Consider the following 19,862-nt stretch of genomic DNA (forward strand, 5'->3'; position numbering starts at 1 on the left):
TTATCTGACGTACAGCGTACATACTCATTTTTATACCCTGAGCTTGTAAGTATTTGGTTAATCGAATATAACCATAGCTCTGCTTTGTCTCCTCATGGGCTATTTTCACCAATATCGTCTGTTGATTTCGTTGAATCGTTCTTTTGCTCACGCCTCTCTTGAGCCAATCATAAAAACATGAAACTGAAACATGAAGTAATCGAGCCATTAAGGTAATTGGAAAAGAATATCTTTTTTGTTTCATATAGGCGTACCTTACTGACTTTCTTTGGCAAAGTACGCTGCTGCCTTTTTTAAAAATTCACGTTCCATTTCAGCTATTTTGAGCTGTTGTTTGAGTTTTTTATTTTCTTCGAGTAGAGCGTTTAGATCAGGTGAATACTGTTTTGTACCTGCTAAAGTTCCAGCCTTTGCTTTGGTATTCCAATTTGAAAGAGTTTGCATTGAAATGCTAAGTTGTCTGGCTGTTTCCGAGACATTGCCTTGATTGGCTTCAATTAATTTGATGGCTTCAGCTTTAAATTCTGTGGTGTAAGTCTTGTGTTTCTTGCTCATGGTAAACTCCTGATGAGTGTGTTTAGTTTACCAAGTTAAAACCTCCTGTTTTTTCAGCACACATCATACAGCCCTACTGGAGAAAATCCCGGATGGAACATCCCCGCATTCATTGCGAAAGAAAGGCGCTCACATTGCTTTAAATGTTCTTGAATATTGTTAAAGCTTTTATAGTACTGTTGATTATGAGGATTCCTTAAAAATAAGCGTAATTGTTTTAAATCGCTAATTGAAACCACATCATAATCATCACCTTCTGCTGTCTTCACTTGCTGGTGTTCTATAGCATAAACAGACTGTATCAAAAGCCCATATATCGTTAAGCACCACATCAACCATTTCATTTAACATCACCTGACATGACATTTTTCCTTCATATTAAGTCACTAAATTATATATAAGAAATATGAATAGATTGGATATGCATCAAACTCATTCATTCGACGTAATCAATACACTCCAAATTGCTGATATTGGTTATAATGTTTAGCAGCTTTTCAATAAAAGCCATTTACACTTTATTGGATCAGCGTAAGCATGCAGCAACCGAATAAACGCTACCCTTTAGGGGCTCACCTCATCGTAAAGCATCTCGGCTATAGCCATCATGGTATATATGCTGGGAGAGGTCGCGTTATCCATTATTCTGGCTTAGCACATTTCATTAAAAAACGGCCGATTGAAATTACCTCAATAGATGCATTCTCGCATGGCAAAAAAATTCACGTTCGCTCTTATGACACACCACGCTATAAAGGAAAAGCTGTTGTACGTCGGATGCGTTCACGTATGCATGAAAATCACTACCATTTGATTATTAATAACTGTGAACATTTATGTAGTTGGGCAATTACTGGCATTGAAAGCAGCACTCAAGTTGAGCGTATGATGCACCGATTAACTACCATCGGTTATGTCAGTTCAATCATGAGCTATATGAATGGTATGATGCTTACTGTTGCAACAACATGTTTTGCTCTTGTTCTTTATATTAAAAAGAAATTACGTGATCAGGCAAAAATGAAGGTCCCTACTTATCAATTTTTAAGAGAAAAGTCTGAAAAAAGGAACATTGACCCTTCCGTACCTTTAGTATTTATAGATCCAGATAAAAAAGAACCAATCTAAATAAAAAAGCCCTCATATTTGAGGGCTTTTGAGAAAACTTATAGCTTATTTTTTAGCTGCATTAGCAACAGTTGCTTCAGTCGTAATGTTTACAGTGATTTTATCACCTACATTTGGAACGTAGTTACCTAGACCAAAGTCCGAGCGTTTGAATGAAGTTGTAGCATTGAAACCAATCGCTGGAACTTTTGCCATTGGGTGTTCGCCTTGCTTATTTAAAACAGCATCAAGTACAACAGGCTTAGTTACACCTTTAACAGTTAAGTCACCAGTAATTTTAAAGTGCTTTTTGTCTTTAGTTTCAACTTTAGTACTTTTAAAAGTGATGTTTGGATATTTAGCTGCATTAAACCAAGCTTCTTCTTGGAACTCTTTATCCAAAGCAGGAACGTTTGTATTTACGCTGCTTAAAGGAATAGTTACATTAACAGATGAGTTTGCTGGTTTAGCATTATCAACTTTAATTACACCTTGGATATCCGAGAAGTTAGCGCTTGGCGTAGAGAAACCAAAGTGATTCCACGAGAAAACAGTAGCTGTATGTGTTGGATCAATTTTGTAGTCGACTGGTGCAGCTAAAGTAACTGAACTAGCCAATGCCACTGCCAAACCGAAGCTTAATGTTTTAAGATGCATTTTTCGTATCCTTTATTGATATAGTCGTTAGTGTATACATCAAGTAATTTAATTCACCATTCTTTATAAAACGATATGTTTCATCCATGCAACAATAAAAGCGTTACAGTTGTTATTAAAAACCAATATTATAGGTTATTCAGCACCCATTACGTTGCTTCTGAAATTTCTAAATCATTTCATTTTTACTTAGATTTAATTGATTAATAATAAGGTAAAACATGGCTAATACTGCTCAAGCACAAAGTACTTCAACTCCATATCGAGTAACTCTTACCGACCCTTCGGGACATCAATGGTTTGCAGATGAACCAACTGATAAAGGTGGGCAAGATACTGCACCAAACCCAGTTCAAATCTTGCTCTCTGCTTTAGGTGCTTGCACTACCATCACATTAGAGATGTATGCGAATCTTAAAGGAATTAAGATTGATCATGTTCAAGTGGACTTAGCATTAAATCCAAATGGTGAACCAGAGAAAGGCCAAAATAATATTGAACGCAAAATCACACTCAAAGGTGAATTCACGGAAGACCAACACAAGCGCTTATTAAAAGTTGCTGAAAACTGCCCTATTCATAAGTTACTCACTTCTCAAATCAATATTCAGACTGAACTTAGCATTTAACTTCTCAAATAAAAAAGCGCTCTAGATAGAGCGCTTTTTTACACTACTTCAATTAAGCAGTTAATTCTTTTACCGCTGCAACAACAGCTTCAGTTGTAATACCAAAGAATTGGAACAAGTCTTTTGCTGGTGCAGACTCACCATAAGTAGTCATACCAATCACTTTGCCATCAAGACCAACAAACTTCCACCAGTAGTCAACATGAGCAGCTTCTACTGCAACACGTGCACGGATTTGAGCTGGTAATACAGCTTCACGATATGCAGCATCTTGTTTCATAAATTCTTCTGCACATGGCATAGAAACTACACGTACACCGTCAAGTTGAGCATAAGCTTCCATTGCTAAAGAAACTTCCGAACCAGTTGCAATAATAATTGCTTTTAATTCGCCTTTTTCTTGAGCAAGAACGTAACCACCTTTTGCAACATTTTGAATTTGTTCTTCAGAACGTGTTTGGAATGGTAAGTTTTGACGAGAGAAAATAAGTGCTGTAGGACCATCTTTACGCTCTAAAGCAGATTTCCATGCAGTAGCAGTTTCTACAGTATCAGCAGGACGCCATGTATTTAGGTTAGGCGTACCACGCAAAGAAGCAATTTGTTCAATTGGTTGATGAGTTGGACCATCTTCACCTAAACCAATTGAGTCATGTGTATAAACATGAATTACACGTTGTTTCATCAATGCAGACATACGTACTGCATTACGCGCATATTCCATAAACATTAAGAATGTAGCAACGTATGGAACAAAACCGCCATGCAATGCAACGCCATTGGCAATTGCAGTCATACCGAATTCACGTACGCCATAATATACGTAGTTACCAGCTGGGTTTTCTTGAATGCCTTGGCAACCTTTCCAAAGCGTTAAGTTAGAACCAGCTAAGTCAGCAGAACCACCTAGTAATTCAGGCAATAAAGGACCAAATGCTTGTAATGTATTTTGGCTCGCTTTACGTGTTGCGATGGTTTCACCTTTCGCATTTGTTTCACGAATGAAAGCATCTGCTTGCGCTGCAAACTCTGCTGGTAAGTCACCGCTAATACGACGAAGTAACTCAGCTGCTTCAGTTGGATATTTTGCTTGATACTGTGCAAATACCGCATTCCAAGCTGCTTCAGATTCAGAACCTTTTGCTTTCGCATCCCATGCAGCATATACATCAGCAGGAATAACAAATGCTTCTTCTTTCCAGCCTAATGCTTCACGAGTTAAAGTAATCTCGTCTTTACCTAATGGCGCACCATGACAGTCTTCTTTACCTTGCTTATTTGGTGAACCTAAACCAATAATGGTTTTACACATAATAATGGTTGGTTTTTGAGTTTCAGCTTTTGCTTCGACTGTTGCTTGACGAATCGCATCAGCATCATGTCCATCTACACGAAGAACTTGCCAACCATAGGCTTTAAAACGCTCTTCTGTATCATCGCTGAACCAGCCTTCTACTTCACCATCAATTGAAATGCCATTGTCATCATAATAAGCAATCAATTTACCAAGCTGTAAAGTACCTGCTAAAGAACATACTTCGTGAGAAATACCTTCCATTAAACAGCCATCGCCCAAGAAACAATAAGTAAAGTGATCAACTACTTTTAAATCATCTTTATTGAACTGAGCAGCCAAAGTCTTTTCTGCTAATGCAAAACCAACAGCGTTTGCAATACCTTGACCTAAAGGACCAGTCGTTGTTTCGATACCTGGTGCATAACCATATTCAGGGTGACCAGGAGTTTTTGAATGTAATTGACGGAACTGTTTTAAATCTTCAATTGAAAGATCATAACCTGTTAAATGAAGCAAAGCATATTGCAACATTGAACCATGGCCGTTTGATAAAACGAAACGGTCGCGGTTTGCCCATTGTGGGTTAGTTGGGTTGTGATTTAAAAACTCGCGCCAGACGACGTCAGCAATATCTGCCATCCCCATTGGAGCACCAGGATGCCCTGAGTTTGCCTGTTGCACAGCATCCATTGCCAATACACGAATTGCATTTGCAATACGACGTTCGTTTAAAGGGGTCGTCATAAGATCAGAATCCAATTTTAATAGATTGATGAAAAGAAGAAGATGAATAACAATTCAATGCCGCTATATTGTCTTAAAAAAAAGGCTGAGGGTAAACCCCAACACGCTATATTTCTTTATTTTTAACCGTTTCTTGGTTACACAAAAAACATTTGAACCTTTAAGTTATACAAAACAGTGCTCATTTTCATAAATACTATTCCAATATGCGAGCAGGTAATTTTATTAGACTTTGATATATAGACAAAATATTTTGAAATTTCTATCTAGGCCGATCATGTTTCTTTTCTTTAAAATCCGACTTAACACATATAATTTTTTTGTTAAGTCATATGTCTAAAAATCACACTAAAAAAACATTATTAAAATACCAATACTTTAAATAAACACTGTTTATATCAATTTTACTAATACACTTATCAATTAAAACACAGTATAAATGAAACAAATTCATGCTTTTTGGTCACTATGAACTGGTCCTCAAGCTCAAGTCGATGTAACATATTATGTCTTTTGAAATAACCAAGATAGGACTTTCATGCGCGAGTACGCTGTTTTTACCTCGGAATCTGTAAGCGAAGGTCATCCCGATAAAATGGCCGACCAAATTAGCGACGCTATTTTGGATGCAATCTTAAAAGAAGACCCATACGCACGTGTTGCTTGTGAAACACTGGTAAAAACAGGCGCTGTTGTACTTGCTGGTGAAGTAACAACGACTGCTAATATTGATGTTGAAGCTGTTGTTCGTAATACCGTTAACGGTATTGGATATCACCACTCTGATCTTGGCTTTGATGGATCAACATGTGCTGTAATCAATATGATTGGTAAACAATCACCAGAAATTGCACAAGGTGTAGACCGTCAAAAGCCTGAAGATCAAGGTGCCGGCGACCAAGGTTTAATGTTTGGTTATGCAAGTCGTGAAACAGACGTGTTAATGCCTGCCCCGATTTCTTATGCTCACCGTTTAATGGAACGTCAGGCTGAACTTCGTCGCTCAGGCGCACTTCCATGGTTACGCCCAGATGCAAAAAGCCAAGTTACTTTTGCATATGAAAATGGCAAACCTGTACGTCTAGATGCAGTTGTTTTGTCTACTCAACATGATCCTGAAATTACTCAAAGCCAGCTTAAAGAAGCTGTTATTGAAGAGATTATCAAACCGATCATTCCTGCTGAAATGTTCCACGCTGCGACTAAATTCCATATTAACCCAACGGGTATGTTCGTTATTGGCGGCCCTGTAGGTGACTGTGGTTTAACAGGCCGTAAAATTATTGTTGATACATACGGTGGTATGGCTCGTCACGGCGGTGGTGCTTTCTCTGGAAAAGATCCATCTAAAGTTGACCGTTCTGCTGCATATGCGGGCCGTTATGTTGCAAAAAATATTGTAGCGGCTGGTCTTGCTGACAAATGTGAAATTCAGGTGAGTTATGCAATTGGTGTAGCAGAACCTACTTCAATTTCAATTAATACCTTTGGTACAGCAAAAGTTTCTGATGAGTTGATTATTCAGCTTGTACGTGATCATTTCGATTTAAGACCGTTTGGTATTACTCGTATGTTGGATCTTATTCAACCAATGTATAAACAAACTGCGGCTTATGGTCATTTTGGTCGTGAAGGATCAGACTCTGCATTTACATGGGAAAAAACTGATAAAGTTGAAGCTCTTAAAGATGCTGCTGGCCTCTAATATAATGTCGTAAAAAAGCCCGCCAATGAGCGGGCTTTTTTATAGTTCAAATTTCATAATAAGTAGGGTTTACTCTTCTAGCAACTATCCTTGAAGCCATATCACTTGCAGTTCTGATCAAAATTTATTGTCTTGTCGTTTATCATCCTGATTTAGCACATCAAGTAATGTTGACTGCATTGGAGTATCTTGATGGTTCTGGACATAAATATGGACAACTTTAAATACGACGACAACCGCTAAACAAGCCATCACACAAAACATCCATAAACCATATGGGCTTCGAATATGTTGCGAACCACAATATGGACATGATTTATCAGTTGATGCCACGACTTTGTCGCAACACGCACAATGGTATTGATATAGCATAGGTAACCCTCCTTCCCTCATTTCAACCGTTGTTGTTTTAATAGGTTTGCTACATTTTTAATTTATACATCCTTTATATTTATCCTATGTGAAATGAAAAGATAATTCAATCTGAATGAACAATTGAGTCAATTTAAAAATATTATTAAAATACAAAAAGATAAGTTAATTATTATTTTTTTGGCACTATTTTTCTTATTTTGATATTTTGCCGAATTTGTTAAAATAAATGAATAATCTCCCATTCTAGGCAAATGCATGTCACATACACAGCTCATTAATAAGGGTGGCTTTCGCGAAAGAGCCAACCGAAGTCGAGGTTATCAACAATCTGAAAACAAGCAAACCTCTCTACCTTCGAACAAATATCAACCGCAGCCAAAACCTCAAGAAGAAACTAAATTAGAAATGGAAGATATTGATTCCACTACTTCGGTTTGCCAGAATAAAGAATAATTTAAACATGAAAAAAGCTTAAACTTTATGGGTTTAAGCTTTTTCATAGCACACTTATTAATTTAATCTTTATTTTTATGCTCTATTTTTTTGTGGTCTGGGGTAACGTCTCGCGCTTCACCGTCAATAATGTTTGAATCATGGTATTGGCCTTGACCGCCACCCTGCTGATTCTGCATATCTTGCATTTGACGCATTAAATCAGCAAATGGGTTTTGTCCCGCAGCATTACCACCCATGCCACCCATCATTTTATTCATCATAGCTTGTTGACGTTTTGCAAGAGTTCTCATCGCTAGATTACGAAATGCGGTTTGAACACCAGGAATCAAAATTAAAACAGCCAAAACATCAGATACAAGACCTGGTAACATTAATAAGAAACCTGCGAACGCATAAGCAAGTTTTTTAGTTACTGTTGGGTCACTACCTAGCTGGCCTGTTATCTGCATTTGCTGTAATTGAGGCATAATACCCGCCGTACTTCTGCGAATAAGCCCAAAACCAATAAAGAAAGCAATAATGAACCAAAAGAACACATACCAGCCACTGATGAACTGTGCTACGCCAATCCATACGGCAATTTCAACAATCGCACCCAGAACTACAATAAGAAGTAAATTCATGTAAAACTTTATCTATCTCAAAAAGAAAATTCATTGCAGTTTTATTTGACCTAACCTTATCTAAGTTACACATAAAGATTAGGCATTCCTCTTAGCTTTGATCGTTTTGTCTAATATCAAAGAATTAACAAAAACTATCGCCTCTCTAAGAGTCTGCAATACTAGAGTACATTTGATTTTAACTCGATAAAAACAAACATGCTTTCTTATTAATGAGTGCTGTATCGACTTTATCAAGTGCCACTTTAATCAGATTTGAATTTTTTTACTTTATTTAAGTGAAAACCCCTTCAAAAAAGGAGTATCGCTAGCCAAATAAAGTCTTATCCGCCAAGCAAGATTAGAAGCATTTCTTTGTTTATGCTTTATTTTTAGAAGGGTTTAAAAGTAATACCCATCTGTAGACCTTCCTAGTTAGCTTACATTTTACCTATCTAAAGCCAGATTTATTCAAGTTAAATTAATTAAGAGTATTTCAAACTAAACTTAGTCAGACTTATGTATAAAAAAGCGCTTTTCTTTGCAATTGGTACCGTATTTTTATCAGCCTGTTCTTCCCACACGGTAGAACAACCTCAAACACATTTTATTCCCGCCAATAAAAATTCAGAAGAAATTAAATCACTGTTTGATCAGGCACAGACCACGGGTGTTTTGGTGATTAAGCGAGAAAAAGCTGAAGAAGTGTATGGTAATGATCTTAAGAGAGCATCTACTGAATATGTTCCCGCTTCTACCTTTAAAATGTTAAATGCTTTAATTGGACTTGAGCATCATAAGGCAACTACAACTGAAGTGTTTAAATGGGATGGACAAAAACGCTTATTTCCTGATTGGGAAAAAGACATGACACTAGGCGATGCGATGAAAGCTTCGGCTATTCCAGTCTATCAAGAATTAGCGAGACGAATTGGTCTAGATCTTATGTCTAAAGAGGTGAAACGAATTGGTTTCGGTAATGCTAACATCGGTTCAAAAGTAGATAATTTTTGGCTTGTTGGCCCACTAAAAATCACACCTGAACAAGAAGCCCAGTTTGCTTATCAATTGGCTCATAAAACCCTGCCATTTAGCAAAAATGTACAAGAACAAGTTCAATCAATGATGTTTATAGAGGAAAAAAATGGAAATAAAATTTATGCAAAAAGTGGTTGGGGATTGGATGTTGAACCACAAGTTGGTTGGTTAACTGGCTGGGTTGTTCAACCTCAAGGAGAAATTGTGGCATTCTCACTTAATTTAGAAATGAAAAAAGGAACACCTAGCTCTATTCGCAAAGAGATTGCTTATAAAAGTTTAGAACAACTGGGTATCTTATAAGTCGAGCTCTATAGCCCAATCATAGACTGGGCTATTTCTTTAATGTTAAAGGTGAACTTAAGGTATTAGCCATCAATTGGATGTAACGGCGTATTTAAATTTAACTGATAAAAAGCAGCATCGAGCCATTGTCCAAACTTAAAACCAACTTGTTTAAAAGTACCTGCATGAACAAAACCCATCTTTTCATGTAAACCTATACTGGCCTGATTGGTCGCATCAATACAACCAATCAACACGTGTAGCTCGGCTTCTTGAGCACGTTTAATCAACTCTTGCATTAAAATTTTGCTTAGCCCACTACCACGATGATCATGATGAATATAAATGCTATGTTCAACAGTATATTTATAGGCAGGAAAAGCCCTAAAAGTACCCCAGCTCGCAAAACCCAATAATTTGTCTGTCTCATCAACAATGCCAATCACGGGAAAACCATTTTGTCTTTTAACTGAGAACCAATTTTTCATCGACTCTTCTGAGCGTGGTAAATAGTCATATAGAGCGGTTGAATTGATAATTGCCTCATTCAGAATCTCTAATATAGCCACCGAATGTTCTGCTTCATTACAATCAATTAAACGAAAATTAGAATTGAGGGAATAGATCATAAAGATTCCTTAACGGCAGATACAAGTTGATTAGAGACGACTAAAATATAGCGAGCGACTTGAGATGAATTATTGCTGTATATAACAGGCTGGTTGAGTTGCATTGCCAAGCAATCTCCTGTGCTTAAAGCATAAGAAGATTCACCTAATTGAATATCAATTTCCCCTTCAACTACCCAAAGTTGCTGTTGTACTACTTTTGAGGTTTCACTAATTTCATAAGTAATTCGTGACTGAGCTGGAAACTCAATTTCAACGATCTGAAATGGTGATTTCCAATTTGGTGGTGAAACCTGACGGCGAATATAGCCTGTTTCTGGGTCTTTCCATTCTGATTGTTGACTACGTCGAACGATGGGCTGAGGTGTTTGATTATCTTGTTGGTTAGCGAATAGTTGAATCAAAGGTACATCTAAACCATTTGCTAGTTTTTCAAGAACAACTGCGGTTGGGCTCGCCTCACCTCTTTCAATTAAAGAAATTGCAGAGCGACTTACCTGGCATCGTGTAGCAAGAACATCGAGGGTATACCCACGGGCTAAACGTAGTTCACGTACTTGTTGTGCGATGCGAATATTAATATCGTCCATACACCCACAAACTTAACTTCCAAAATTATAGACAAATATTCCACTAAACTAGAATATTGTCAATTATTAAAAATTTTTATATTTTTTAGAAATCTTGAAACCTATTCTTCGTAGTAATCCAACTAGAATCTAATTAAAAAACGAAAAATAACCATTCATAAGTAACTTGCTTAAATAACTTATGCAGATCATATTTTGGTATGTAACAATACCTTTAAATTATTTATGTAAGCCTTCGCATGTCTTTGATTATTGGGATTGACCCTGGTTCACGCTTAACAGGTTATGGAATCATTGAAAAAGATGGTAGCAAACTACGTTTTGTCGATGCCGGTACTATCAGAACAGAAACCACAGAAATGCCCGAACGCTTAAAACGAATCTTTGCGGGTATTGAACGTATTGTTAAATTTCATGGTCCAACGGAAGCTGCCGTTGAGCAAGTATTTATGGCTCAAAACCCCGATTCAGCCCTAAAACTTGGACAAGCTCGTGGTGCAGCGATAGCCGCTTTGGTCAATTTAGACTTACAAGTTGCAGAATATACTGCGCGCCAAATTAAACAATCCGTTGTAGGTTATGGAGCCGCGGATAAAGAACAAGTACAAATGATGGTCATGCGATTACTTAACCTGACCATTAAGCCTCAAGCAGATGCGGCAGATGCACTAGCAGCAGCAATTTGCCATGCGCATGCATCTGGAAGCATGAGTAAACTTTCTGTCCTTAATGCTTTAGGTGGAATGGCTCGTGGACGCAGCCGCTCTAGCAGTCGTAGACGTTAAAGCTTTATAAGTTCACTACTTGAGTAATGACCTGATTCATCTCAAAAGCCTGTAAACCACGCATACCCTGCTTGGCAAGTTGGTCGCCAGCCTGAGCATGCAGGCTAACAATTTCATGTAATGCAATTGCCTTATGGAGTTGTGCTTTTAGACTTGCAATCATTCCTGCTAGCACATCTCCCATCCCTCCGGTTCCCATACCGGCATTACCTTGCGTACAAATATAAAGATCATCTTCTAATATCAGACTTCCTGCTCCTTTAAGCACCCACTGCCCTGCATATTTTTGTTGTAAGGCATAAATTGCAGAGATTCGATCATTCTCAATCTGAGTAGTGGAACACTCAAGTAGTGTGGCAGCTTCTCCCGGATGAGGTGTCGCATAAACATTTGCTCCCAATTTTTCCGGTTGCCTTGCTAGAAACCATAACGCATCTGCATCTAAAACAATTTCTAGATGTTCACTTTGATTTAACCAATTAAACCATTGTTGGTAGATTTGCTTTGCCCAATCATCGCGTCCCAACCCCATTCCAAAACATACTGCATCAACCTGAGATAAAGTATCTTTAATGGAGTTTTCATCTAAGCTATTAATATCGCGAAGCATAATATTGGGTGAACGAGACAAAATCGCCTGATGATGCTTTTGATGACAAACCACTGTAACTTTACCTGCTCCTGCATGAAAAGCAGCCTCGGCAGCCATAATTACAGCACCGCCCATTTGTTCATGTCCACCCACCACCAAAACATGTCCATAACTCCCTTTATGACCAAAGGCCATACGCTTGGGAAGTTTAATATTTTTTGATGTTAAATAAGCTAACGGTTTCAGCTCTTGGTCTACAGGAATTAAGTCAATTAAATGAAGCTTTCCTGCATATTCTTTACCTTGACCTGTAAACAATCCAGCTTTAAGTCCTAAAACTGTAAATGTATGATCTGCTCGAATTGCACATGGTAAAGCCTGTCCCGTGTTGGCATTTAAACCACTAGGAAGATCAATCGCGATTTTTAAGCCAGTCTGAGTGTTAAACTGCTGAATCACTTGTTGCCAGTCTGCATTCAACTCCCGATTTAAACCAATACCAAACAGCGCATCAATATGACAATCAAAATGCTTTGCAAGTTCAAAACTTTGATGAATCTGTACCAGTTGATCTTTTGCAAATTGCACGGCTTGATGTAAATCTACTGAAGTCCCCACTTCAGCCGCAAATATTTCAACATTCCAACCCGCTTGCTTCAAATAAGCTGCTATAAAATAACCATCACCTGCGTTATTGCCCTGCCCACACCAAACAGCAATATTCCTAATTTTCTGCTCGGTAAAAATCGAATTAAGTTGTTGAGCAATTGTCCAAGCTACTTGTTGCATTAAACCTAATGATGAGTTTTGCGCCGCAAACCAGCGTTGCTCCCATGCTTGAATATCATCGCTATGGTAAACTACCGTCTGCATATTATTATCCTCTTTCGTTTTGGTTTATGACATCTTCTGATACATCACGCATTGCAGTGCAACAACTTGATCTTCATGAATTAAAAGCATGGATCAAGGCTCAAGCATTAGACTTGGGTTTTGCTGATTGTGTCATTGCAAAACCAGATGCTCAAGAGCAAATGCCTCGTTTTTTAGAGTATCTTGAACGCGGCTATCATGCAGATATGACCTATTTAGAAGAAAATCTAGAAAAACGAGCCGACCCTACATTATTAGTACCAGGCACAAAAAGTATTATTTGCGTTCGCATGAACTATCTGGTCGAGTCGCCAAAACCTCGATATGTACCTTTCGAACCTAACTCTGCTATCATCGCCCGTTATGCACGTGGCCGTGACTACCATAAGGTGATGCGCGGTAGATTGAAAACCCTAGCCACTCGAATTCGTGAAAAAGTGGGTGATTTTGAATCACGTCCTTTTGCCGATTCAGCACCTATTTTTGAAAAATCGTTAGCTGAAAGCGCTGGTATGGGGTGGACAGGTAAACATACTCTGCTCATTCACAAAAAGTCAGGTTCTTTTTTTGTATTAGGCGAGCTATTTACATCATTAGATTTACCTTTTGATGAACCTGCAACAGCACATTGTGGTTCTTGTAGCGCTTGCATTGATATTTGTCCTACGCAAGCCATTGTAGAACCTTATATGCTGGATGCTAGGCGATGTATTGCATATTTAACCATCGAATATAAAGGAATTATTGCTGAAGAATTACGTGCTGGTATTGGTAATCGAATTTTTGGTTGTGATGATTGTCAATTGATTTGCCCATGGAATAGTTTTGCGAAAACTGCTTCTATTAACGATTTTAATCCTCGCCATGGCTTAGACAACATTAATCTACTCGATATCTGGCAATGGGATGAAACTACTTTTTTGGCAAATACGGAAGGCAGTCCAATTCGTCGGACAGGTTATCAGTCATTTAAACGTAATATTGCCATTGGTTTAGGTAATGCACCCTACTCAACGGAAATTGTAGCTCAACTACAAAATGGCAAAGTTTTGCATGATGAGGTTGTTAATGTGCATATTGATTGGGCAATTGAACAACAACTCAACCAACTTAAGCTATCAAATTAAAAAAATGATGTTTTTTGCCCTATAGCTTTAATACGAATTCTGTATGATTATGTGTAGTGAATTAATGCCATCATCATGGATATGACAATGACTCTACGTAATGATTGGAATCGTGAAGAAATCCAAGCTTTATATGAACAACCCTTTTTGGATTTAGTTTTCAAGGCTCAGCAAGTACATCGTGAGCACTTCACTGCCAACGCGATTCAGGTCAGCACCCTTTTATCTATTAAAACGGGTAAATGCCCTGAAGATTGCAAGTACTGCTCACAATCCGCACATTACGAATCAAAATTAGAAGCAGAAAAACGTATTGCTGTAGAAAAAGTAATTAGCGAAGCTAAAGCTGCAAAAGAATCAGGTTCTTCACGTTTTTGTATGGGCGCAGCTTGGCGTAACCCGCATGAACGCGATATGCCTTATGTTTTAGAAATGGTGCGTGAAGTAAAAGCTTTAGGTTTGGAAACCTGTATGACTTTAGGTATGCTTAACCAATCTCAAGCAGAGCGCCTACAAGTTGCTGGTTTAGATTATTACAATCACAACCTAGATACATCTCGAGAATACTACTCTCACATCATTAGCACGCGTACTTTTGATGATCGTTTAAATACTCTAGATTATGTTCGCCAAGCTGGCATGAAAGTTTGTAGTGGCGGCATTGTAGGATTAGGCGAAAGCCGTGATGACCGTGTTGGTTTATTACATGAATTAGCTACCCTACCAATTCATCCTGAATCTGTGCCAATTAACATGCTTGTTCCAATTGAAGGGACGCCGTTAGCAGATGTTGAAAAGCTTGATGTAATTGAATGGATCCGCACTATTGCAGTTGCGCGCATTATTATGCCGCATAGCTATATTCGTTTATCTGCTGGTCGCGAGTCATTAAGTGATTCAGATCAAGCATTAGCATTTATGGCAGGTGCAAACTCATTATTCTCTGGTGATAAATTACTCACCACACCAAATGCAGGTGAAGGTAAAGACCAAGCATTGTTTAATAAACTTGGCTTAACTGCAGAAAAACCAAAACCAACAGTTGCTGACTTATCTGTAAATGCTATGAGCGCATAACGTAAGACAGAAAAATAAAAAGCCCTGATTTTTCAGGGCTTTTTATTTAAACAGAAGTAACTAAAATTCCATAAGTGGCATTAAGAAATGTCCCCACTCGAATAATATCTTTTCCTGCTGCATGCGTTACAGACAACTCTTGGCTCAATACATCAAAATTAAAGGAATCGAAAACATCCTGATGGTTTAAGAGCCAAGTTACTGTATCTGCTATATTATCATCCGCTATATAAGTTAAAGCCTTAAAGTCTTTACTCATAAATTACTCTTAAAAAATAAATTTTATGAATTTTATATGAGTTGACTCTACCTTAAAAGAGAAACTACGCTGCTTTAGGATTCACTAAAGAACGACCAGACAATAAGCTTGACAAGGCTTGTGGTGAAAATTCCAAAGAAAGTACATGATTCTTGAGATTAACCGAATGCTTACTGATCAGTGGAAGTAACCCTTCTTCTGTTTCAAAGACATATTCATCTGCAATATTTAAGATACCCTCAAGATTAGTTGTACTCGAAGCAAGATCGTGACTAAAGATGTCATAAATCGTTTGTAAGTTAAACGATGTTTGCTGCTCCGTTGGGTGCTTAATCAGATAATCCTTTAAAAACAAAACTAGTTTATGAGCAAAGAAAAAGTAATTAGGTTTATAGCTATACTTCATACTATTCATGGAACGGAACTCCAGATTATCTTTTATTGAATTACAACTAAAACAGTAGGAATTGAATCTTAAAAAATTCTTAAAAAATAAATATATTCACAAGATAAATTAAAAATAATTTTTATATAAAAAACAATAAGTTAAATAAAAACCACAAACCATTCCTAGCTTAAATATTTCAAAAATAAATTAATTCAATAAAATACAAGTACTTAAATATTGCTCATTTTTTAATTTTATTTTAAATAATAAATAACAACATATTTTACCAAATGATAAAAATATATATTTTTAAATATCCATTAATAAAAATTATTGATCAAAATATATATAAATATAATGTTTTTCTTGTTTTTTAGTTGAAAAGTGATATATTTCCTTCGCCTTACTTAAGCAGAATAAACTTGCTGAAAAGTAATGGATTTTATTTTAAAAGGCTATTCTGGGGATTTTATGAAAAAATTTATTTTTATGGCGGCGGTTTCTCTCTTAAATATAACAAATGCACAAGCGGCAGATGGCACAATTACTATTAACGGTCTTGTCACGGATAATACTTGTACTATTGATACTGGAGATAAAAATTTAACAATCAATCTGCCTACAGTTTCATCTCAAACCTTAAAAAATGCAGGTGATGTAGCCGGTCGTACTCCATTTCAGATTAATTTAACGAACTGTACCTCTGCTGGCAAAGTTGCAACTTATTTTGAGCCGGGTGCTACCGTTGATTTTAATACTGGGCGTTTATTAAACCAAGCAACCTCGGGCGGAGCAACAAATGTGAATATCCAGTTGCTAGGTAGTAATAACGCTGTAATCCCTGTACTCGCTACCAGCACAAATGGAACTCAGACCAATTCACAATGGGTGAATGTTTCGGCAGGTGGTGATGCTGACCTGAACTATTACGCTGAATATTATGCTACAGGTGCTTCTACTGCGGGTACGGTAACGTCACAAGTAAAATACACCATTATTTATCAATAAAATTGGAGCTTCTATTTTTAAATAGAAGCTATCTCCTCTCTATTATTCATCACTGAGAATATGACTCATGCTTTTTCGTGGTCGTAAGTTTTTTTGGGGATTAGTTTGCCTACAGGTAGCACTATCTACCACAGGTCATACTGAAATTGTTTTACATGGAACTCGTGTTATTTACCCATCAAATGCACGTGAGATCACATTACAACTGAGTAATAACGGTACAGCTCCCTCTCTTGTTCAAGCTTGGATCGATAATGGAAATGCAAAGTCGACTCCTGATGAAGCAAATGTGCCCTTCATTATTACACCACCAATTTCACGTGTAGAGGCATCTAAGGGCCAAACTTTAAGAATTACAGCTCTACCTAATGCTTCCCAATTGAGTCAGCAACAAGAATCAATTTTTTGGCTTAATGTTTTAGATATCCCCCCTAAACCCGAAGGAAAAGCTCAACAAAACCAAACCACCTCTATTTCTAATAATTTTTTACAGCTTGCTGTTCGCTCACGAATTAAATTTTTTTATCGCCCTATAAATCTAAAAGAAAATATTGATCAACTCACTGAGAAAGTTCAATGGAAAATGAATGATCAATATCTAATAGTGAAGAATCCGACACCCTTCTTTCTTACTATTAGCTCTATTTTTCAAGGAAGTGAAGGCCATAAAACAGACTTATTACAACAAGGTTTAATGGTTGCGCCTTTTTCAGAAGATAAAATAAAACTAAAAAATAAAAATTTAGCAGATATGAGCTTTGTATATATCAATGATTATGGTGGAAGAGTTGAGCACCCAATAAAGTTCTAACCTTACTGAATGATTTAAGAAAACCTAAATACCTATCATGAATAGGCTCTAAAACTATGTCTAAATGGTTTACACCTTATATATGTTTAAAAAGCCCTTTTACTTGTTATGTGGCCTCAAGTATGGCGGTATTTACGCCTTTGGCTGTATATGCTGAGAATAATGTTGATATTTCAGGTTTCTCAAAAGCAGAGTTTGATAGTAATTTTTTAGTAGGTAATGCGCAAAAAATTGATATTGGTCGTTTCAAATATGGAAATCCAATACTACGTGGTGAATATAGCTTAGATGTCTATATTAACGGGCAATGGCTAGGAAAAAGACGTATGCGCTTTAACGCTCAGACTCCTAACGCAAATGCCGAAACCTGTTTCACAGAAGCCATGTTACTAGAATATGGCGTAAAAGCTGATGTGCTTAGCCAACATTCTCATGCATCCTCTCTTTCTTGCGATGCACTAGGTTATTGGATAGATAATGCTTTTTATTTATTTGATAACTCTCGTTTAAGAATTGATATTTCTATACCACAAGCGGTATTAGAAAAAAATGCACAAGGCTATATCGATCCATATCTATGGGATAGAGGTATTAATGCAGCTTTTTTGACATATAAGGCAACTGCTTATCGGATAGTTAATGAAAAATATGAAAGTACTTATGCCTTTATGGGAGCTAATTTTGGAGCAAATTTAGCGAGTTGGCAATTTCGCCATAATGGACAATGGAAATGGCAAGACCATACTGATTTTCAATCTGATAATTCTTCTTATACTTCCACAAATACATATATACAAAAAGCATTTCCAAAAATTCGGGGTGTTGTGACTTTAGGAGATTATTTTACTAATAGTGATTTTATCGATTCTTTACCGTATCGCGGCGTAAATATTTCAAGTGATGACCGAATGCTTCCAAACAGTATGCTCGGTTACGCCCCTAGAGTGAGAGGTTATGCAAAAACCAATGCGAAAGTCGAGGTAAGACAACAAGGTAATTTAATTTATCAGACTACCGTACCACCCGGAAACTTTGAAATCAATGATCTTTACCCAACCGGATTTGGAGGTGAGCTACAAGTTTCAGTAATTGAATCTAATGGAGTCATTCAAAAATTCTCTATTCCCTATGCTTCTGTCGTCGAAATGCTACGTCCGCAAATGAGTCGATACTCTTTCACTTTAGGTCAGTTTCGAGATTCAAACCTGAGCCTAAATCCGTGGCTAATACAGAGCAAATATCAGCGAGGAATTAATAATTACCTCACCACTTACGGTGCAGTTCAAGCGACCAAACAGTATTTCTCGTTATTACTAGGTACAGCTTTTTCAACACCCATTGGTGCTATTTCTTTTGATGCCACCCAGTCAAAAACTGAGTTCAATCATCAGCCCAAAATGGCTGGGCAAAGTTATCGTTTAAGTTACAGTAGATTATTTTCTCCAACAAATACTAATTTAACATTAGCGACTTATCGCTATTCAACAGAAAACTACCTCAAATTGCGTGATGCAATTTTATGATATACGCTGAATTATCAGGAGACTTTCCCTTGGGAGATTCTAGGCAGCCAACTTATAAAAGTCTTCGGCCATTTGATTTGGTGTCTTAAAACCCAAACCCTTTTGAATTCTTCGATGATTATAAAATAACTCAATGTATTTTATAATATCTGCTTTGGCTTCTTCTCTGGTTTGATAGTTGTAATGATGCACTAACTCATTTTTCAGTATTCCCCAAAAGCTTTCAATCGGTGCATTATCGTAACAGTCTCCGCGCTTGCTCATTGAACCTTGAAAACCATATTGCTCAAGTATATTTCGATATTCCTGGCTGCAATATTGACTTCCTCTGTCTGAATGCACAATCAGTTCTTTGGTTGGTTTTTGATTGTGAATAGCCATATTTAGCGCATTACAAACAAGCTGTGTTGTCATGCGCTCATTTAAGCTATAGCCAACCACTTGCTTCGTGTAAAGGTCTTTTACCGCTGCTAAATACAGCCATCCTTCAACAGTCCATATGTACGTAATATCACTTGACCATGCTTGATTTGGTCTAGTCATTGAGAATTGTTGCTCCAGCAGGTTTTCATAGATCGCTCGATTATGGTCACTATTCGTAGTCCTTTTAAAACGCTTGTGTCGCTTACAATACAGGTGGTTCAGCGCTTTTATCTGACGTACAGCGTACATACTCATTTTTATACCCTGAGCTTGTAAGTATTTGGTTAATCGAATATAACCATAGCTCTGCTTTGTCTCCTCATGGGC

At 37.3% G+C, this 19,862-nt stretch carries 19 protein-coding genes and 4 pseudogenes; 11 read left to right on the forward strand and 12 right to left on the reverse strand.

Annotation, left to right across the window (positions count from 1 at the left end):
• Together ACINWC141_RS19350 and ACINWC141_RS04975 are read right to left on the reverse strand one after the other, a co-directional pair.
• Positions 1 to 555 (reverse strand): annotated as a pseudogene (locus ACINWC141_RS19350) (IS3-like element ISAba22 family transposase); the annotation flags it as partial.
• Positions 556 to 620: 65 nt separating this feature from the next.
• Positions 621 to 899, reverse strand: a pseudogene (locus tag ACINWC141_RS04975) (phosphodiester glycosidase family protein); the annotation flags it as partial.
• A gap of 193 nt (positions 900 to 1,092) precedes the next feature.
• On the opposite strand from ACINWC141_RS04975, the gene ACINWC141_RS04980 reads away from it, so the two are divergent.
• A complete protein-coding gene (locus ACINWC141_RS04980; protein ID WP_009388623.1) occupies positions 1,093 to 1,683 on the forward strand; it encodes a lecithin retinol acyltransferase family protein in 591 nt (196 codons plus the stop codon).
• A 45-nt stretch (positions 1,684 to 1,728) separates the two neighbouring features.
• Here the strand turns inward: ACINWC141_RS04980 and ACINWC141_RS04985 are convergent, their stop codons facing one another.
• A complete protein-coding gene (locus ACINWC141_RS04985; RefSeq protein WP_005304638.1) occupies positions 1,729 to 2,319 on the reverse strand; it encodes a YceI family protein in 591 nt (196 codons plus the stop codon).
• Between the two features lie 221 nt (positions 2,320 to 2,540).
• Between ACINWC141_RS04985 and ACINWC141_RS04990 the strand changes: the two genes are divergently transcribed.
• The gene (locus ACINWC141_RS04990) at positions 2,541 to 2,948 is read left to right on the forward strand and encodes an OsmC family protein (RefSeq protein WP_005304635.1); all 408 of its coding nucleotides are present in this window, start codon (positions 2,541 to 2,543) and stop codon (positions 2,946 to 2,948) included.
• A gap of 52 nt (positions 2,949 to 3,000) precedes the next feature.
• Here ACINWC141_RS04990 and tkt read toward each other — a convergent pair whose 3' ends face one another.
• A complete protein-coding gene (gene tkt / locus ACINWC141_RS04995) occupies positions 3,001 to 4,989 on the reverse strand; it encodes a transketolase (RefSeq protein ID WP_009388637.1) in 1,989 nt (662 codons plus the stop codon).
• A gap of 538 nt (positions 4,990 to 5,527) precedes the next feature.
• On the opposite strand from tkt, the gene metK reads away from it, so the two are divergent.
• Positions 5,528 to 6,694: a methionine adenosyltransferase gene (gene metK / locus ACINWC141_RS05000; protein ID WP_009388655.1), complete on the forward strand. Its 1,167-nt coding sequence runs from the start codon at positions 5,528 to 5,530 to the stop codon at positions 6,692 to 6,694.
• Between the two features lie 117 nt (positions 6,695 to 6,811).
• Here metK and ACINWC141_RS20370 read toward each other — a convergent pair whose 3' ends face one another.
• Positions 6,812 to 7,066: a hypothetical protein gene (locus tag ACINWC141_RS20370; RefSeq protein ID WP_009388653.1), complete on the reverse strand. Its 255-nt coding sequence runs from the start codon at positions 7,064 to 7,066 to the stop codon at positions 6,812 to 6,814.
• A 258-nt stretch (positions 7,067 to 7,324) separates the two neighbouring features.
• Between ACINWC141_RS20370 and ACINWC141_RS05010 the strand changes: the two genes are divergently transcribed.
• A complete protein-coding gene (locus tag ACINWC141_RS05010; protein ID WP_009388633.1) occupies positions 7,325 to 7,522 on the forward strand; it encodes a hypothetical protein in 198 nt (65 codons plus the stop codon).
• A 62-nt stretch (positions 7,523 to 7,584) separates the two neighbouring features.
• Here ACINWC141_RS05010 and ACINWC141_RS05015 read toward each other — a convergent pair whose 3' ends face one another.
• On the reverse strand, positions 7,585 to 8,148 hold the full coding sequence (locus tag ACINWC141_RS05015) for an FxsA family protein (RefSeq protein WP_009388652.1): 564 nt from the start codon (positions 8,146 to 8,148) through the stop codon (positions 7,585 to 7,587).
• A gap of 498 nt (positions 8,149 to 8,646) precedes the next feature.
• On the opposite strand from ACINWC141_RS05015, the gene ACINWC141_RS05020 reads away from it, so the two are divergent.
• Positions 8,647 to 9,468: an OXA-213 family carbapenem-hydrolyzing class D beta-lactamase OXA-1189 gene (locus ACINWC141_RS05020; protein WP_009388658.1), complete on the forward strand. Its 822-nt coding sequence runs from the start codon at positions 8,647 to 8,649 to the stop codon at positions 9,466 to 9,468.
• A 65-nt stretch (positions 9,469 to 9,533) separates the two neighbouring features.
• Here ACINWC141_RS05020 and ACINWC141_RS05025 read toward each other — a convergent pair whose 3' ends face one another.
• Both ACINWC141_RS05025 and ACINWC141_RS05030 read right to left on the reverse strand, forming a co-directional pair.
• Positions 9,534 to 10,079, reverse strand: a complete 546-nt coding sequence (locus tag ACINWC141_RS05025) for a GNAT family N-acetyltransferase (RefSeq protein ID WP_009388627.1) — start codon at positions 10,077 to 10,079, stop codon at positions 9,534 to 9,536.
• Positions 10,076 to 10,669: a helix-turn-helix domain-containing protein gene (locus ACINWC141_RS05030; RefSeq protein WP_009388650.1), complete on the reverse strand. Its 594-nt coding sequence runs from the start codon at positions 10,667 to 10,669 to the stop codon at positions 10,076 to 10,078. The genes ACINWC141_RS05025 and ACINWC141_RS05030 overlap by 4 nt, the downstream gene beginning before the upstream one ends.
• Before the next feature lie 239 nt (positions 10,670 to 10,908).
• Here ACINWC141_RS05030 and ruvC point away from each other — a divergent pair, with 239 nt between their 5' ends.
• Positions 10,909 to 11,454, forward strand: a complete 546-nt coding sequence (ruvC, locus tag ACINWC141_RS05035) for a crossover junction endodeoxyribonuclease RuvC (protein ID WP_009388639.1) — start codon at positions 10,909 to 10,911, stop codon at positions 11,452 to 11,454.
• A 4-nt stretch (positions 11,455 to 11,458) separates the two neighbouring features.
• Here ruvC and ACINWC141_RS05040 read toward each other — a convergent pair whose 3' ends face one another.
• Complete coding sequence (locus ACINWC141_RS05040) at positions 11,459 to 12,919, reverse strand: bifunctional ADP-dependent NAD(P)H-hydrate dehydratase/NAD(P)H-hydrate epimerase (protein WP_009388625.1); 1,461 nt, start codon at positions 12,917 to 12,919, stop codon at positions 11,459 to 11,461.
• A gap of 26 nt (positions 12,920 to 12,945) precedes the next feature.
• Between ACINWC141_RS05040 and queG the strand changes: the two genes are divergently transcribed.
• Together queG and bioB are read left to right on the forward strand one after the other, a co-directional pair.
• Positions 12,946 to 14,046 (forward strand): tRNA epoxyqueuosine(34) reductase QueG, encoded by a 1,101-nt coding sequence (gene queG / locus ACINWC141_RS05045; RefSeq protein WP_009388657.1) that lies wholly within the window; start codon positions 12,946 to 12,948, stop codon positions 14,044 to 14,046.
• 87 nt (positions 14,047 to 14,133) lie between these two features.
• Positions 14,134 to 15,123 (forward strand): biotin synthase BioB, encoded by a 990-nt coding sequence (gene bioB / locus ACINWC141_RS05050; RefSeq protein WP_009388629.1) that lies wholly within the window; start codon positions 14,134 to 14,136, stop codon positions 15,121 to 15,123.
• Between the two features lie 46 nt (positions 15,124 to 15,169).
• On the opposite strand, the gene ACINWC141_RS05055 is transcribed toward bioB, so the two are convergent.
• Positions 15,170 to 15,382 (reverse strand): hypothetical protein, encoded by a 213-nt coding sequence (locus tag ACINWC141_RS05055; RefSeq protein ID WP_009388656.1) that lies wholly within the window; start codon positions 15,380 to 15,382, stop codon positions 15,170 to 15,172.
• A gap of 64 nt (positions 15,383 to 15,446) precedes the next feature.
• Positions 15,447 to 15,797, reverse strand: a complete 351-nt coding sequence (locus ACINWC141_RS05060; protein WP_009388660.1) for a hypothetical protein — start codon at positions 15,795 to 15,797, stop codon at positions 15,447 to 15,449.
• Between the two features lie 444 nt (positions 15,798 to 16,241).
• On the opposite strand from ACINWC141_RS05060, the gene ACINWC141_RS05065 reads away from it, so the two are divergent.
• The 3 genes and pseudogenes from ACINWC141_RS05065 to ACINWC141_RS05075 form a co-directional block, all read left to right on the forward strand.
• A complete protein-coding gene (locus tag ACINWC141_RS05065; RefSeq protein ID WP_442891692.1) occupies positions 16,242 to 16,778 on the forward strand; it encodes a fimbrial protein in 537 nt (178 codons plus the stop codon).
• A 67-nt stretch (positions 16,779 to 16,845) separates the two neighbouring features.
• Complete coding sequence (locus ACINWC141_RS05070) at positions 16,846 to 17,589, forward strand: fimbrial biogenesis chaperone (RefSeq protein ID WP_009388646.1); 744 nt, start codon at positions 16,846 to 16,848, stop codon at positions 17,587 to 17,589.
• A gap of 56 nt (positions 17,590 to 17,645) precedes the next feature.
• Positions 17,646 to 19,109: pseudogene (locus ACINWC141_RS05075) on the forward strand (fimbria/pilus outer membrane usher protein); the annotation flags it as partial.
• Positions 19,110 to 19,151: 42 nt separating this feature from the next.
• Here ACINWC141_RS05075 and ACINWC141_RS05080 read toward each other — a convergent pair.
• Positions 19,152 to 19,862: pseudogene (locus ACINWC141_RS05080) on the reverse strand (IS3-like element ISAba22 family transposase); the annotation flags it as partial.

This window comes from Acinetobacter sp. WC-141 (assembly GCF_000313935.1).
Taxonomy (GTDB): Bacteria; Pseudomonadota; Gammaproteobacteria; order Pseudomonadales; family Moraxellaceae; genus Acinetobacter.